We start from the raw sequence: 13,522 nt of genomic DNA, 5'->3' as shown, positions 1-13,522 counted from the left end.
GCGCCACCAACCGAGGCTCGCCGCATAAAGCACAATCCGTGCCGGACAGCCGTGGGTCGAGCCCGACAATGACGGAGAACGCCGCAGTGCGTCTCAGCTCTTCGACTCCGCGGCAAACGACCGCGGTGATCCGACGGACCCGGCCACCAGGGCCAGCACGCCCTCGACGACGCTGTCGCCGTTGAGCGGCTGCTCGATCAGGCGGACGCCGGCGTCGGCGGCGGCGCGGCGCAGGCGCAGGGTCGGATCGGCCGTGATCAGCAAGGCGGGCAGGCGGGCGCGGCGGCGGCGCAGCCGCGCGACGAGGTCGAGGCCGGCCATGTCGGGCAGCCGCGCCTCCGTCACCACGCAGGCGAGATCGGCGAGGTCGTCGGAGGACAGAAGGTCCGCCGCGCAGGCGAAGGCGCGCACCGAAAATCCCTCGACCCCGAGCGCGAAGTGGAGGGCGTGACGCAGCGCCGGGTCGCCGTCGACGACCACGATGGTCGGCAGGGACGCGCCGTCGCGGCAGTCGCCGGCGTCCCTCGGTGCGGCGTCCCTCGGTGCGGCGTCGCTCGGTGCGGCGCCGTCGCGGGCGGGGTCGTTCGGGGCCGGATCGTTCCGTGTCATGGCGCTCGACCGCGGTTCCACCGACGACCGCGCGCACCCGGCGCGCGGCGGCGTCTCGAAGGGATCGGGCCGCCGCCGGTCGCGGCGGGGATGTCGGCGGGGGCCGCCGGCGAGAAGAGACCAACCGCGCGCCAGTGTCTTGACGCGGCTCAAAATGATCTCGGGGTCGCGATGCGGGCGGAGGGGGGGCGCGATCCCGGGCGCTCAGCGCACCGGGTCGGCGGAGCCGGCCGGCTGGTCGTCGAGCTCGGCCAGGAGGGTCATGCGCACCAGCTCGGAGAGGCTGACGGCGCGCATCTTGGTCATCACGTTGGCGCGGTAGATCTCGACGGTGCGCGGGCTGATGCCGAGATCCCAGGCGATCGTCTTGTTGGGCTTGCCGGCGACCAGCCCGTCCAAGACCTCGCGCTCGCGCCGCGACAGCGCGGCGATGCGGGTGCGCAGGTCGTTGCGCGCCGCCTCGCGCTCGGCGGCGCCGGCGGCGGCGGCGAGCGCGGTGCGGATCGAGACGAGCAGCACCTCGTCGTCGAACGGCTTCTCCAGGAAGTCGACGGCGCCGTTCTTCATCGCCTCGACCGCCATCGGCACGTCGGCGTGTCCGGTGATGACGACGACGGGCATGCGCACGTCGCGGTCGCGCAGCGTCTTCAGGAGATCGACGCCGCTCACCTCCGGCATCTTCACGTCGGTGACGATGCAGCCCGGCGCGACGTCCGGCAGCGCCTGCAGGAAGGCCGTCGCGGTCTCGTAGGTGGCGGTGCGGAAGCCGGCGGCGCGCAGCAGGAAGTCGAGCGACTTGCGCACCGATTCGTCGTCGTCGATGACATGAACGACCGCGTCAGCCGACATCGCCGAGCTCCTCGCCCACCACGGCCGGCAGTGTAAACCGGAACGACGCGCCACCGCCAGGGCAGGGCTCGGCCCAGATGCGGCCGTCGTGCCCCTCGACGATGGTGCGCGAGATCGACAGGCCGATGCCCATGCCGTAGGCCTTGGTGGTGGCGAAGGGCTGGAACAGCTGGCCGGCGATCTCGGCCGCGATGCCGCTCCCGGTGTCGGCGACCTCGATCATGACGCTGCGGTCGGGGCCGGGGGCGGTCGCGACCGTGAGGATGCGCTGCGGCGAGGCCTCCATGGCCTCGATGGCGTTGCGCATCAGGTTGAGCAGAACCTGCTGGATCTGGACGCGGTCGACGAACACCCGGTCGGCCGCCGGATCGAGCAGCAACCGCACCCGGACGCCACTCTCGCGGGCGCCGACCAGGGCCAGCGCGCTGGTCTCCTCGATCAGCGCCTTCAGGCTCTCGACCCGCTTCTCGGGCTCGCGGTTGGCGACGAAGTCGCGCAGCCGGCGGATGATCTGCCCGGCGCGCAGCGACTGCGCCACGGCGGCGTCGATCGCCTCGCGCACCATCACGAGCTTGTCCTCGGCCGGGTCGGCGAGGAGGCGGCGCGAGCCGGTGAGATAGTTGGCGATCGCCGACAGCGGCTGGTTCAGCTCGTGGGCGAGCGCCGAGGCCATCTCGCCCATCGCGGTGAGGCGGGAGACGTGCAGGAGCTCCGACTGCAGGCGCTGGAGCTGCGCCTCGGTCTCCTGCCGCTCGGTGAGGTCGCGCACGAAGCCGGTGAAGAAGCGCCGGCCGTCGGACCGCATCTCCCCGACCGTGAGGGCGATCGGGAACGTCGTGCCGTCCTTGCGCTCGCCCACCACGACCCGGCCGGTGCCGATGATGTGGCGCTCGCCGGTGCGCAGATAGCGCTCGACCTGGTCCTGATGCGCGTCGCTGTAGGGCTGCGGCATCAGCACGCCCAGGTTGCGACCGCGGACCTCGGCGGCCGTGTAGCCGAACAGCCGCTCGGCCGCGGGGCTGAACAATTCGATGCGGCCGCGCTCGTCGGCGATGATCACGGCGTCGGGAACGTTGGAGAGGATCGACTGCAGGTGCGCCTCGCGGGCCATCAGGCCGCGGGTGCGGGCGGCCGCCTCGTCGCGGGCGAGCCGCAGGCGCTCGCCGAACACCGCCATGCCCAGCCCGATCAGCCCGAAGGTGGCGCCGGCGATCAGGGCCGGACCGGTCGCGCCGAGCGGCGCGCCGAACGGCATCAGGTGCAGGCCGAGCGCCAGCAGGGTGGCGAGCACGCCCGGGCCGAGGCCCCCGAAGGCGCCGACGATCAGCACCGGGGGCACCATGAAGACGAGGTCCGCCTGCGCGTCGCTGAGACCGGACGCCACTCGGTGCAGCAGGAAGGCGACGACCGGCAGCGCTGCGCCGGCGACATACCAGACGGCCCGCTCCTGCACCGGCCGGGCGCGCCCGGACGGCGGAACGATCGCGGCCGCGGCGGGCGGGTCCGACGATCGCAGCTCGATCTCCGCCATCCACGCTCTCCGCGATCCGGCCCTCCCGCGCGGACGCCTTTGCGCGGGCACCGCCGGAACGGTCCTGCCCTGCACGGCGACCGGGCCTCGGCCCTCCGGGTTGCTCCGGGACAGCCCTTAGGGACCATACCCGAATTTCACCCGGCCGTCCGCGCCCCTACGTTGCAGGGTGGCTTTCCAGTCCCGAGCGAGCTGTCCCTGAACGAGCCTGTCCCCAAGCGAGCCAGTCCCCAAGCGAGCCGGCGGCGATGTTGATGCAGAACGCGCAGACGCTGAGCCCCACCCACCCGGCCAAGCCGGTGGATCGGTGGTCCACCGAGCAGGGCGCCCAAGGGGCGCCCGGCCTCGACGCCCTCGGGGTGCGGATGGCCTTCGCCCGCAATGCCGAGATCTTCGGCGAGGGCGAGCCGACGACCTACGTGTACAAGGTGGTCTCGGGTGCCGCCCGCACCTACAAGGTGCTGGATGACGGCCGTCGGCAGATCAGCTCGTTCTATCTGCCCGGCGAGGTGTTCGGCCTGGAGGCGACCGCGGCCCACCATTGCTCGGCCGAGGCGGTGACCCGCTCGGTGCTTCTGGTGATCAAGCGTAGCGCCCTGGTGTCGCTCGCCGAGGCCGAGCATCGTGTCTCCCACATGCTGTGGGCCCTGACGGCGCGCGAATTGCAGCAGGTGCGGACCCACATGCTGGTGCTGATCCGCAGCGCCCAGGAGCGGGTCGCCTGCTTCCTGCTCGAGCTGGCCGAGCGGATGGGGGCGACCGACCAGATCGAGCTGCCGATGTCGCGCCAGGACATCGCCGACTATCTCGGGTTGACGATCGAGACGATCTCGCGGACTCTCACCCAGCTCGAGAGCACGGGCGCCATCGCGGTGCCGACCTGTCGGCGCATCGTGTTGCGCGACCGCAAGGCGCTGAAGCGCCTGCACGCCTAGAAGCCTCCTCGGTGGTCCCCTTGGGCGTCCCGGGAGAGCCCGGGCCGAGGAGTTGTGTCATGCCGGCGAAGCCGCCGTCCGATCCGCCCGGCGAGATGCCGGGTCTGCCCCCGCTCGATTATCCATCCGGCACCCGTCCGTCCAGCGCCCGTCCGTCCGGTCCACATCCGTCCGGTCCACATCCGTCCGGTGCCGCTCCGTCCGGCAGCGGACGGAGCGGCAGCGAGCGCGTGCAGGCCCGCGCCGCCGACCCGGCGGGCGGGGCCAGCCGGGCCGCCCCCGAGACCGGGCCGGATGCCGCATGCGGGCCGCAGGACGCCGACCAGGCCTTTTCCGACCACGTGCTCTCGGAGGCGCTGCACGACGGGGCGGAGCTGGGCCGCAAGTTGCTCGCCGCGTTCGAGGCCAACATGACGGCCGGATTCGGCTTCGCGACCGCGATGGCCGAGACCAGCTCGGTGCCCGACATGATCGCGCTGTCGAGCCGCTTCGCCGCCCGCCAGTTCGAGACCGCGCTGGCCCAAGGCAAGGATCTCTGGACGTCCAGCGAGAAGCTGATGGGCGATGCGGCGCGGGTCTTCGCCTCGGCCGAGGCGGACGATCCGGACGACGGCGCCGGCCCGGCCTCCGGCCGGCGCTGAGCAACGCCGGCGGTTCCGACGAAGCCCGCGACGAAACCCGCTCCGTCGCGCGACCGTGACGGTCCGTGCCGCCCGTCGCTCGGGCGGAATTGACCGCCGTCAACACCCGCGGTCGACGTGATCCTATCCTTCGTCATCGCCCCGCCGACGTCCGGCGGGACCGGAAAGGAGACCAACCAGGATCCGAAAAGGAGACCATCATGGCCGAGACCGAGACTGTCGTGCAGGCCCCCGCGACCCAGCCGTCGCAGACGCCGACGCCGCCCGCGCCGCGGGCGCTGTCCGGGCGGGATCCCTTCGAGCGACTCCGCCGCCAGATGGACCGCCTGTTCGAGGACTTCGGACGCGGCTTCGACGTCCCGTTCGGCAGCAGCTTCTTCGCCATGCGGCCGCCGCTGCTCGCCGACGAGGCCGGCGTCCGCCGTCCCGCCGTCGATCTGGTCGAGACCGACGCGGCCTATCAGATCACGGCCGAGCTGCCCGGCATCCCGCCGGAGGCCGTCCAGGTGACGCTCGCCGACGGCATTCTCACCATCAAGGGCGAGAAGAAGGAGGAGCGTGACGAGAGCCGCGAGGGCTGGCACGTGGCCGAGCGCCGCTTCGGGTCGTTCCAGCGCTCGTTCCAGCTTCCCGCCGGCATCGCCGAGGACGCCATCACGGCCAGCGTCGCCGACGGCGTGCTGACCGTCAGGCTGCCCAAGGCGGCGGTGCCGCCCAAGACCGCCAAGACCATCGCCGTGGAGACGAAGGGCTGAGCCACGCGGCCGGCCGGGCACGGGGAAACGGACCGGTGGGCTGCCGAAGCAGGTGAGGAGCGAGCCATGTCCTATGCGACCGTGATGGTGCACGTGGGCATCGACGCGGCGTCGGACGCCCGGGTGCGTCTGGCGAGCGGACTGGGCGAGCGGTTCCACGCGACCCTGATCGGGGTCGCCGGGGTCGGGCCGCGCCCGCCCTTCGCGGCGGAGGGGCTGGTGGTCGACTTCGGTCCCTCGGCCGAAGAGAAGGAGGCGATGGTGCAGGAGCTCGGCGGCCTCGGCGCGCATTTCCGGTCGCTGGTCGGGCCCGGCAACCGGCCGGTCGAATGGCGCGGCAGCCTCGACTTCCCGCTCGAGGCGGTGACCCGGGCGGCCCGCGCCGCCGACTTGATCGTGATCGGCGCCGGACCGCAGCCCGACGACGTGTTCCGCTCGCTCGACCCCGGCAGCGTGATCCTGCGCGCCGGCCGGCCCGTCGTGCTGGTGCCCGACGCCGTGGACACGCTGGTGCCGCACAAGGTGTTGGTCGCCTGGAAGGACACCCGCGAGGCGCGGCGCGCCGTCGCCGACGCGCTGCCCTTCCTGCACGAGGCCGACAGCGTGATGGTGGCCGAGGTCTGCTCGCCGGACGGCGAAGCCGCCGCCCGGCAGAACCTCGACGACATCGGTCGCCATCTCGCGCGCCACCGCATCGCGGTCGCGACCGTCACGGTGCACGACGAGGGCAGCGCGATCGACGCGCTGATCCGGCTCGCCCGCGAGGAGCGCGTCGATCTGATCGTCGCCGGCGGCTACGGCCACAGCCGACTCGGCGAATGGATGTTCGGCGGGGTGACGCGCGGGCTCCTGACCGAGAGCCCGGTCTGTTGCCTGCTGTCGCACTGAGCCATACTGCGCACCGCGATACCGTCTCCGGTGCGGGCCGGCGGTATGTGCGCGGCCGGACGGACAGTGTGGAGAGCGACATGGGTGCGGGTGCGGCGATCGACGACCGCGACGTCCTCCTGGTGGTGGACGTCCAGAACGACTTCTGTCCCGGCGGCGCGCTACCGGTGCCGGACGGCGACGCCGTGGTGGCGCCGATCCTGCGGCTCGCCGAGAAATTCCGGCACGTCGTGCTGACCCAGGACTGGCATCCGGCCGGGCATCATTCCTTCGCCTCGGTGCATGCGGGGCGCAAGCCGTTCGATCAGGTGACGCTGGCCTACGGCGCCCAGATCGTCTGGCCGGATCATTGCGTGCAGGAGACCGAGGGCGCGGCGTTCCATCGACACTTGCGGATCCCGCACGCCGCCCTCGTTCTCCGCAAAGGCTTCCGGCGCGAGATCGATTCCTACTCGGCCTTCTACGAGAACGACCGCCGGACCCCGACCGGCCTCGCCGGTTATCTGCGCGAGCGCGGCTTCTCGCGTGTCGTCGTGGTCGGGCTCGCGCTCGACTTCTGCGTCCGCTTCTCGGCCGAGGATGCCCGCCGGCTCGGCTTCGACGTGACCGTGGTGGAGGAGGGCTGCCGCGGCATCGACGTCGACGGCTCGGTCGCCGCCACCCGGCGGGCGCTGGCGGAGCTGGGCGTCGTCCTCGTCGAGACGATGTGACGGCGGCTCGGGTCCGTCGCGGGAGCCGGCCGCATCCCGAACCGGAGGGCGGCATGTTCGTCGATCGTCGCGATGCCGGGCGGCGCCTCGCCGCCGCGCTGGCGGATCTGAAGGACCAGTCGCCCGTGGTGCTGGCGCTGCCGCGCGGCGGCGTGCCGGTCGCGGCCGAGATCGCGGCGGCGCTCGATGCGCCGCTCGACGTCCTGATCGTCCGCAAGATCGGGCTGCCCGACCAGCCGGAGCTGGCGATGGGCGCGGTCGCCGAGGGCGACCCGCCGGTCGTGCTCCGCAACGCGGACGTGATCCGGGCCGGGCGGGTCGATGCGGCGGCCTTCCGGGCGGCCTGCGCGGTCGAGCAGGCCGAGATCGCCCGGCGCCAGGCCCGATACCGGGACGGCCGCCCACCCGCCGCGATCACCGGACGGACCGTCGTCCTGGTCGACGACGGCCTCGCCACCGGCGCGACCGCGCGGGCGGGGCTGCGCGCGCTGCGGCGAGGGGATCCGGCCCGGTTGGTGCTCGCCGTCCCGGTCGGCGCCCCCGACAGCCTCGCCGCCCTGCGGGAGGAGGCGGACGCCGTCGTCTGCCTGGAGGCGCCCGCCTGGTTCCCGGCGATCGGCGCCTTCTACGAGGACTTCCATCAGGTGCCGGACGCCGAGGTGCTGGCCGCATTGGCCGGCCGGCGCGCTCCCGGACGGGCGGGCCGGGTCTAACCCGCGGCCGGCGCCGGCCAGGCGCGCATCGCCATCGCGGCGACGGCGTGCAGATCGTCGCGCGTCGCACCGCCGGCGGCATGCACCGACATGCCCTCCAGCACCGTGGCGACGAAGCAGGCGAACGCCTTCGGATCCAGATCGGCGGGCAGCTCGCCGGCCGCCTTGGCCGCGAGGAGGCGCTCGCACACCATGCGCTCGCCCTCGCGGCGCTTGGCGATCAGCTCCTGGTGGACGTCCTGGGCCATGTCGGAGCAGGCCACGGTGCCGCGCACCAGCAGGCAGCCGGGCGGATTGCAGGCGTCGGTCATGAAGTCGGCGGTGCCGTGCAGCAGCCGCGCCACCATCTCGCGCGCGCTCGGCGCCGCCAGCGCCTCGTCCCAGAACCGGGTGCGGACCGCGACGTAGCGCTCCAGAACCTTGCGGAACAGGCCTTCCTTATTGCCGAACGCCGCGTAGAGGCTCGGCGGCGCGATGCCGATCGCCTGAGTCAGCTCGGCGATCGAGGCGCCCTCGTAGCCGCGCCGCCAGAACACCTGGAGGGCGCGGTCGAGGGCCTCGTCCATGTCGAATGTCCGCGGGCGTCCCAGAGCCAAGGCCACACACCTTCTTGTTTTTTACTGATCGCTATATATGTCCCTTGACGCGCCCCGTCCAGGCCTTTATTTAGCGTTCACTAAAGAAGTGGACGGAGCGCAGCATGACCCCCCATCGTACCATTCTGGCCGGCACCGCGCTGGTGGCGATCGTCGCGGCCGGACTCGTCGGCGTGACCCAGTTCGGCGTCGGTCCGGCCCGGTCGAGCACGCCGGCCGCCGCCGTCCCGGCCGCCGTCCCGGTCTCGGTCGCCGCCGTGCAGCGTCGCCCGGTCACCCTGTTCGACGAGTTCTCCGGACGCCTGGAGGCGATCGAGCGCGTCGAGGTGCGGCCGCGGGTCGCCGGCGCCGTGCAGAACGTGCATTTCGTCGAGGGCGCGCTGGTCCACAAGGGCGACCTTCTCGTCACCATCGACCCCGCCCCCTATGCGGCCGAGGTCGCCCGCGCCGAGGCGCAGGTCGCCGCCGCCGAGGCGCGCCTGGCGCTCGCCCGCAACGACCTCGAGCGCGGCCAGCAGCTGTTCGGCTCGCGCACCGTGTCGCAGCGCGACCTCGACCAGCGTGTCAACGCCGAGCGCGAGGCCGCCGCCAACCTGCAGGCTGCCCAGGCGAGCCTGACGACGGCGCGCCTGAACCTCGACTGGACGCAGGTGCGCGCCCCGGTGTCCGGTCGGGTCGGGCGCCAGGATGTGACGGTCGGCAATCTGGTGGCGGCCGGCGCCGCCGCGCCGGTGCTCACCACGCTGGTCTCGGTCGATCCGATCTACGCCCGCTTCGACGCCGACGAAGGCGCGGTGCGCCGCGCCCTCGACGCCATCGCGGCGACCGAGCGGGTCGGCGACGCCCATACGGCGGTCGATCGCATCCCGGTCCTGCTCGACCGCGACGGCGGCGAGCCGCTCACTGGCGCCATGCAGCTCATCGACAATCAGGTCGACGGGCGCACCGGCACGGTGCGGGTGCGCGCCGTGTTCGACAATCCGCGCGGCACCCTGATGCCGGGCCAGTTCGTCCGGCTGCGCATGGGCCAGCCGAAGCCTGAGCCCGCCCTGCTCGTCAACGAGCGCGCGGTGGGAACCGACCAGGACAAGCGGTTCGTCCTCGTCGTCGGCGACGACAACAAGGCGGCCTACCGGGTGATCGCGCTGGGGGCCGCGACGGACGGCCTGCGGATCGTCACGCAGGGCCTGAACGAGGGCGAGCGCATCGTCGTCAACGGCTTGCAGCGGGTGCGCCCCGGCGTCGTCGTCGACCCCAAGCCGGTCGGCATGGACACGGCCTCGTGGACCAAGCCCGACGGCGTGAAGGTGACCGAGGCGCAGTAGCGCGCCGATCGAAACAAACACACTGGTCGTTCCGGGGCGCGCCGAACGCGCGACCCCGGAATCCACCCCCCGAGTTCCGAGCTCGCCGCTGGATTCCGAGTTCGCCGCGTCGCGGCGCCCCGGAATGACGGCTCCGACCGGCGCGTCGAAAGACACCCCCGATGTCCTTCTCCCGCTTCTTCATCGATCGCCCGATCTTCGCCGGCGTCCTGTCGGTGCTGATCTTCCTGGCCGGTCTCCTTGCCATGCGGGTGATGCCGATCTCGGAATATCCCGAGGTCGCGCCGCCCTCGGTCGTGGTGCGCGCCACCTATCCGGGCGCATCGCCGAAGGTGATCGCCGAGTCGGTCGCGACGCCGATCGAGGAGGCCGTCAACGGCGTCGAGGGCATGCTCTACATGGCGAGCCAGGCGACCACCGACGGGCTGATGACGCTGACCGTCACGTTCCGGCTCGGCACCGATCCCGACAAGGCCCAGCAGCTCGTGCAGAACCGCGTCTCGCAAGCCGAGCCGCGCCTGCCCGAGGACGTGCGCCGGCTCGGCATCACCACGGTGAAGAGCTCGCCCGACCTCACCATGGTGGTGCATCTGCTCTCGCCCAACGACCGCTACGACATCACCTATCTGCGCAATTACGCGGTCCTCAACGTGCGCGACCGGCTCAAGCGAATCGAGGGCATCGGCGACGTGCAGATCTTCGGCGGCGGCGACTACGCGATGCGGGTGTGGCTCGATCCGCCCAAGCTCGCCGAGCACGGCCTCTCCCCGGGCGACGTGGTGCGCGAGATCCGCGCCCAGAACGTCCAGGCCGCGGCCGGCGTGATCGGAGGCCCGCCCAACACTGCGGGGCTCGACTATCAGCTTTCGATCAACGCGCAGGGCCGCCTGGAGACGGCGGAAGAGTTCGGCGAGATCATCGTCAAGACCGGCACCGACGGCGCCGTGGTGCGGCTCGCCGACGTCGCCCGCATCGAGCTCGGCGCCTCCGAATACGCGCTGCGCTCGCTCCTCAACAACAAGTCGGCCGTGGCGCTCGGCATCTTCCAGTCGCCCGGCTCCAACGCGCTCGCGATCTCGGACAACGTCCGCAGGACCATGGCCGAGCTGCAGGGCGCCATGCCGGAAGGCGTCACCTACTCGATCGTCTACGATCCGACCCAGTTCATCCGCGCCTCGATCGAGGCGGTCGTGCACACGCTGCTCGAGGCGATCGCCCTCGTCGTGCTGGTGGTGATCGTCTTCCTGCAGACCTGGCGCGCCTCGATCATTCCGCTGCTCGCCGTGCCGGTGTCGATCGTCGGCACCTTCGCGGTGATGTACGCCTTCGGCTTCTCGATCAACGCGCTCACGCTGTTCGGCCTGGTGCTGGCGATCGGCATCGTGGTCGACGACGCGATCGTCGTGGTCGAGAACGTCGAGCGCAACATCGAGGCCGGTCTCTCGCCGCTGGAGGCGAGCTACCGGGCCATGGAGGAGGTGTCGGGACCGATCATCGCCATCGCGCTGGTGCTGGTCGCCGTGTTCGTGCCGCTCGCCTTCATCTCCGGCCTCACCGGCCAGTTCTATCGGCAGTTCGCCCTCACCATCGCGATCTCGACCGTCATCTCGGCCGTCAACTCGCTCACCCTGTCGCCGGCGCTCGCCGCATTGCTGCTGAAGGGCCACGACGCCCCGAAAGACGTGGTGACGCGCATGCTCGACCGATCGCTCGGCTGGTTCTTTCGCGGATTCAACGCCGCGTTCCGGAAGAGCTCGAGCGTCTACGGCAGCAGCGTCGGGAGGATCATCTCGCATCGTGCGATCGCCATGGGCGTCTATCTGGTGCTGATCGGCGTCACCTACGGGCTGTTCCAGGTGGTGCCGGGCGGCTTCGTGCCCGGGCAGGACAAGCAGTATCTGGTCGGCTTCGCGCGTCTGCCCGACGGCGCGACGCTCGATCGCACCGAGGAGGTGATCCGCAAGATGAGCGAGATCGCCCGCAAGACCGACGGCGTCGAGGACGCCATCGCGTTTCCGGGCCTGTCGATCTCGGGCTTCACCAACTCGTCCAACGCCGGCATCGTGTTCGTCAGCCTGAAGCCGTTCGAGGAGCGCAAGAGCGCCGCGCTCTCGGGCCCCGCGCTGGCGATGGAGCTGAACAAGCGGTTCGCCGTCATCGAGGAGGCGTTCGTCGCCATGTTCCCGCCGCCGCCGGTGTCGGGGCTCGGCACCATCGGCGGCTTCAAGCTGCAGATCGAGGACCGCACCGGGCAGGGCTATCAGGCCTTGAAGAGCGCGGTCGACGCCTTCACGGCCAAGGCCATGCAGACGCCGGAGCTGATCGGCACCTTCTCCAGCTTCCAGATCGACGTGCCGCAGCTCTATGCCGACATCGACCGCACCAAGGCGCGCCAGCTCTCGGTGCCGGTGGCCGACGTGTTCGAGACCCTGCAGGTCTATCTCGGCTCGGCCTACGTGAACGACTTCAACAAGTTCGGCCGCACCTACTCGGTGCGGGTCCAGGCCGACGCGCCGTTCCGGGCGCGGCCCGACGATCTCGGCGTGCTGAAGGTGCGCTCGACCACGGGCGAGATGATCCCGCTCGCCGCCGTGCTGAAGGTCCAGCCCTCGTCCGGGCCGGAGCGCGCCATGCGCTACAACGGGTTCCTGGCCGCCGACATCAACGGCGCCGCGGCGCCCGGCTTCTCCACCGGCCAGGCCCAGGACGCCATCGCGCGCATCGCCCGGGAGACGTTGCCCAAGGGCTTCGACTTCGAGTGGACCGAGCTGACCTACCAGGAGATCCTCGCCGGCAACTCGGGCGTGATCGTGTTCCCGATCGCGATCCTGCTGGTGTTCCTGGTGCTGGCCGCGCTCTACGAGAGCCTGACGCTGCCGCTCGCCATCATCATGATCGTGCCGATGGGGCTCCTCGCCGCCATGACGGGCGTGTGGATCGCCGGCGGCGACAACAACATCTTCACCCAGATCGGCCTCGTCGTGCTGGTCGGCCTGTCGGCCAAGAACGCCATCCTGATCGTCGAGTTCGCCCGCGAGCTGGAGTTCTCCGGCCGCTCGCCGGTCGCCGCGGCGATCGAGGCGAGCCGGTTGCGGCTGCGGCCGATCCTGATGACCTCGATGGCCTTCGTCATGGGCGTTCTGCCGCTCGTCGTCTCGACCGGCGCCGGCGCCGAGATGCGCCGCGCCATGGGCGTCGCGGTGTTCTCCGGTATGATCGGCGTGACGCTGTTCGGCATCGTGCTGACGCCGGTGTTCTACGTGCTCCTGCGCGCGCTCACCGGCAACCGCCCGCTCAAGCACACCGGCGCCGCGCCGGCCGCCATCCATGGCGCACCGGCCGCGCCCGTCGCACCGCACGGCGCGCCGGCGGAGTGAGGTCCGCTTTCGAGAGGATGGTCGGGACTACGACGGCTCGGCACTCCCTCGTCCGACGCGCTACGCGCGTCGACCTCTCCCCGCCGGGGAGAGGTGAAGGCCCCGCGCTTCGCGGACCTGGCACGGGTCAGCTGAGATCCGTGCGCGGTTCTGCCGGCGCAATCACGAGCCGTCGTGATGACGAACCCGGTCGCGAAGAACTCGGATCACCTCTCCCCGGCGGGGAGAGGTCGGGGTTCGCGCCGAAGGCGCGAAGTCGGGGCGAGGGGGGCCGAGGCCAGCCGAATTCGACCGCTCCGACCACCGGTCGGGTGCGTCCGTCACGCCCGCGCGGTGTGACGCTCGGCGAACTCGGCGACGCTGTAGTGGCGGCCGTCCTGGTCGGTGATCTCGACCTCGGTCACGCCCTCCCCCAACAGCTCGTCGGCCTTCTTGATGGCGGCGGCCGGCGTCTCGCGCTTGAGGGTGAGGGCGCCGGCGGTGTCGTGTCCGGTGATGATGTAGGGCATGCGGTCTCCGCTGCTGAACACCGACCGAGCATAGCCGGTTCGGCCGCCAGAGGCATCCGGGCGAACGCGAGCCCCGTCCGGGGG

13 protein-coding genes are annotated in these 13,522 nt (G+C 71.6%); 8 read left to right on the top strand and 5 right to left on the bottom strand.

Annotation, left to right across the window (positions count from 1 at the left end):
* Window positions 1-93: 93 nt before the first annotated feature.
* The 3 genes from ACFSOX_RS12875 to ACFSOX_RS12865 all read right to left on the bottom strand — a co-directional run bounded on the left by ACFSOX_RS12875 (window position 94) and on the right by ACFSOX_RS12865 (window position 2,989).
* Entirely contained in the window at window positions 94-609 is a 516-nt protein-coding gene (locus ACFSOX_RS12875) for a response regulator (protein ID WP_378478219.1), read from the bottom strand.
* A gap of 204 nt (window positions 610-813) precedes the next feature.
* Window positions 814-1,458, bottom strand: coding sequence for a response regulator FixJ (fixJ, locus tag ACFSOX_RS12870; RefSeq protein WP_378478218.1), 645 nt, complete (start codon window positions 1,456-1,458; stop codon window positions 814-816).
* Window positions 1,448-2,989 (bottom strand): PAS domain S-box protein, encoded by a 1,542-nt coding sequence (locus ACFSOX_RS12865; protein ID WP_378478217.1) that lies wholly within the window; start codon window positions 2,987-2,989, stop codon window positions 1,448-1,450. Before ACFSOX_RS12865 ends, fixJ begins: the two co-directional genes overlap by 11 nt.
* 248 nt (window positions 2,990-3,237) lie before the next feature.
* Here ACFSOX_RS12865 and ACFSOX_RS12860 point away from each other — a divergent pair, with 248 nt between their 5' ends.
* The 6 genes from ACFSOX_RS12860 (at window position 3,238) to ACFSOX_RS12835 (ending at window position 7,631) form a co-directional block, all read left to right on the top strand.
* A complete protein-coding gene (locus tag ACFSOX_RS12860; protein ID WP_378478216.1) occupies window positions 3,238-3,924 on the top strand; it encodes a helix-turn-helix domain-containing protein in 687 nt (228 codons plus the stop codon).
* 59 nt (window positions 3,925-3,983) lie between these two features.
* Window positions 3,984-4,565: a phasin family protein gene (locus tag ACFSOX_RS12855; RefSeq protein ID WP_378478215.1), complete on the top strand. Its 582-nt coding sequence runs from the start codon at window positions 3,984-3,986 to the stop codon at window positions 4,563-4,565.
* Window positions 4,566-4,765: 200 nt separating this feature from the next.
* Window positions 4,766-5,320: an Hsp20/alpha crystallin family protein gene (locus ACFSOX_RS12850; protein ID WP_378478214.1), complete on the top strand. Its 555-nt coding sequence runs from the start codon at window positions 4,766-4,768 to the stop codon at window positions 5,318-5,320.
* A gap of 66 nt (window positions 5,321-5,386) precedes the next feature.
* Window positions 5,387-6,208 (top strand): universal stress protein, encoded by an 822-nt coding sequence (locus tag ACFSOX_RS12845; RefSeq protein WP_378478213.1) that lies wholly within the window; start codon window positions 5,387-5,389, stop codon window positions 6,206-6,208.
* A gap of 80 nt (window positions 6,209-6,288) precedes the next feature.
* The gene (pncA, locus tag ACFSOX_RS12840) at window positions 6,289-6,918 is read left to right on the top strand and encodes a bifunctional nicotinamidase/pyrazinamidase (protein ID WP_378478212.1); all 630 of its coding nucleotides are present in this window, start codon (window positions 6,289-6,291) and stop codon (window positions 6,916-6,918) included.
* A gap of 53 nt (window positions 6,919-6,971) precedes the next feature.
* Entirely contained in the window at window positions 6,972-7,631 is a 660-nt protein-coding gene (locus ACFSOX_RS12835; protein WP_378478211.1) for a phosphoribosyltransferase, read from the top strand.
* On the opposite strand, the gene ACFSOX_RS12830 is transcribed toward ACFSOX_RS12835, so the two are convergent.
* Complete coding sequence (locus ACFSOX_RS12830; RefSeq protein WP_378478210.1) at window positions 7,628-8,197, bottom strand: TetR/AcrR family transcriptional regulator; 570 nt, start codon at window positions 8,195-8,197, stop codon at window positions 7,628-7,630. The genes ACFSOX_RS12835 and ACFSOX_RS12830 overlap by 4 nt on opposite strands.
* A 134-nt stretch (window positions 8,198-8,331) precedes the next feature.
* Between ACFSOX_RS12830 and ACFSOX_RS12825 the strand changes: the two genes are divergently transcribed.
* Complete coding sequence (locus ACFSOX_RS12825) at window positions 8,332-9,552, top strand: efflux RND transporter periplasmic adaptor subunit (RefSeq protein ID WP_378478209.1); 1,221 nt, start codon at window positions 8,332-8,334, stop codon at window positions 9,550-9,552.
* A gap of 161 nt (window positions 9,553-9,713) precedes the next feature.
* Window positions 9,714-12,929 (top strand): efflux RND transporter permease subunit, encoded by a 3,216-nt coding sequence (locus ACFSOX_RS12820; RefSeq protein ID WP_378478208.1) that lies wholly within the window; start codon window positions 9,714-9,716, stop codon window positions 12,927-12,929.
* Window positions 12,930-13,249: 320 nt separating this feature from the next.
* Here ACFSOX_RS12820 and ACFSOX_RS12815 read toward each other — a convergent pair whose 3' ends face one another.
* On the bottom strand, window positions 13,250-13,438 hold the full coding sequence (locus ACFSOX_RS12815) for a hypothetical protein (protein ID WP_378478207.1): 189 nt from the start codon (window positions 13,436-13,438) through the stop codon (window positions 13,250-13,252).
* Window positions 13,439-13,522: the final 84 nt, after the last annotated feature.

The organism is Rhodoplanes azumiensis (genome assembly GCF_042682915.1).
Classification (GTDB): Bacteria; Pseudomonadota; Alphaproteobacteria; order Rhizobiales; family Xanthobacteraceae; genus Rhodoplanes; species Rhodoplanes azumiensis.
Note: the sequence above shows the minus strand (reverse complement) of the source record. Positions and strands in the feature narration are given on the sequence as shown.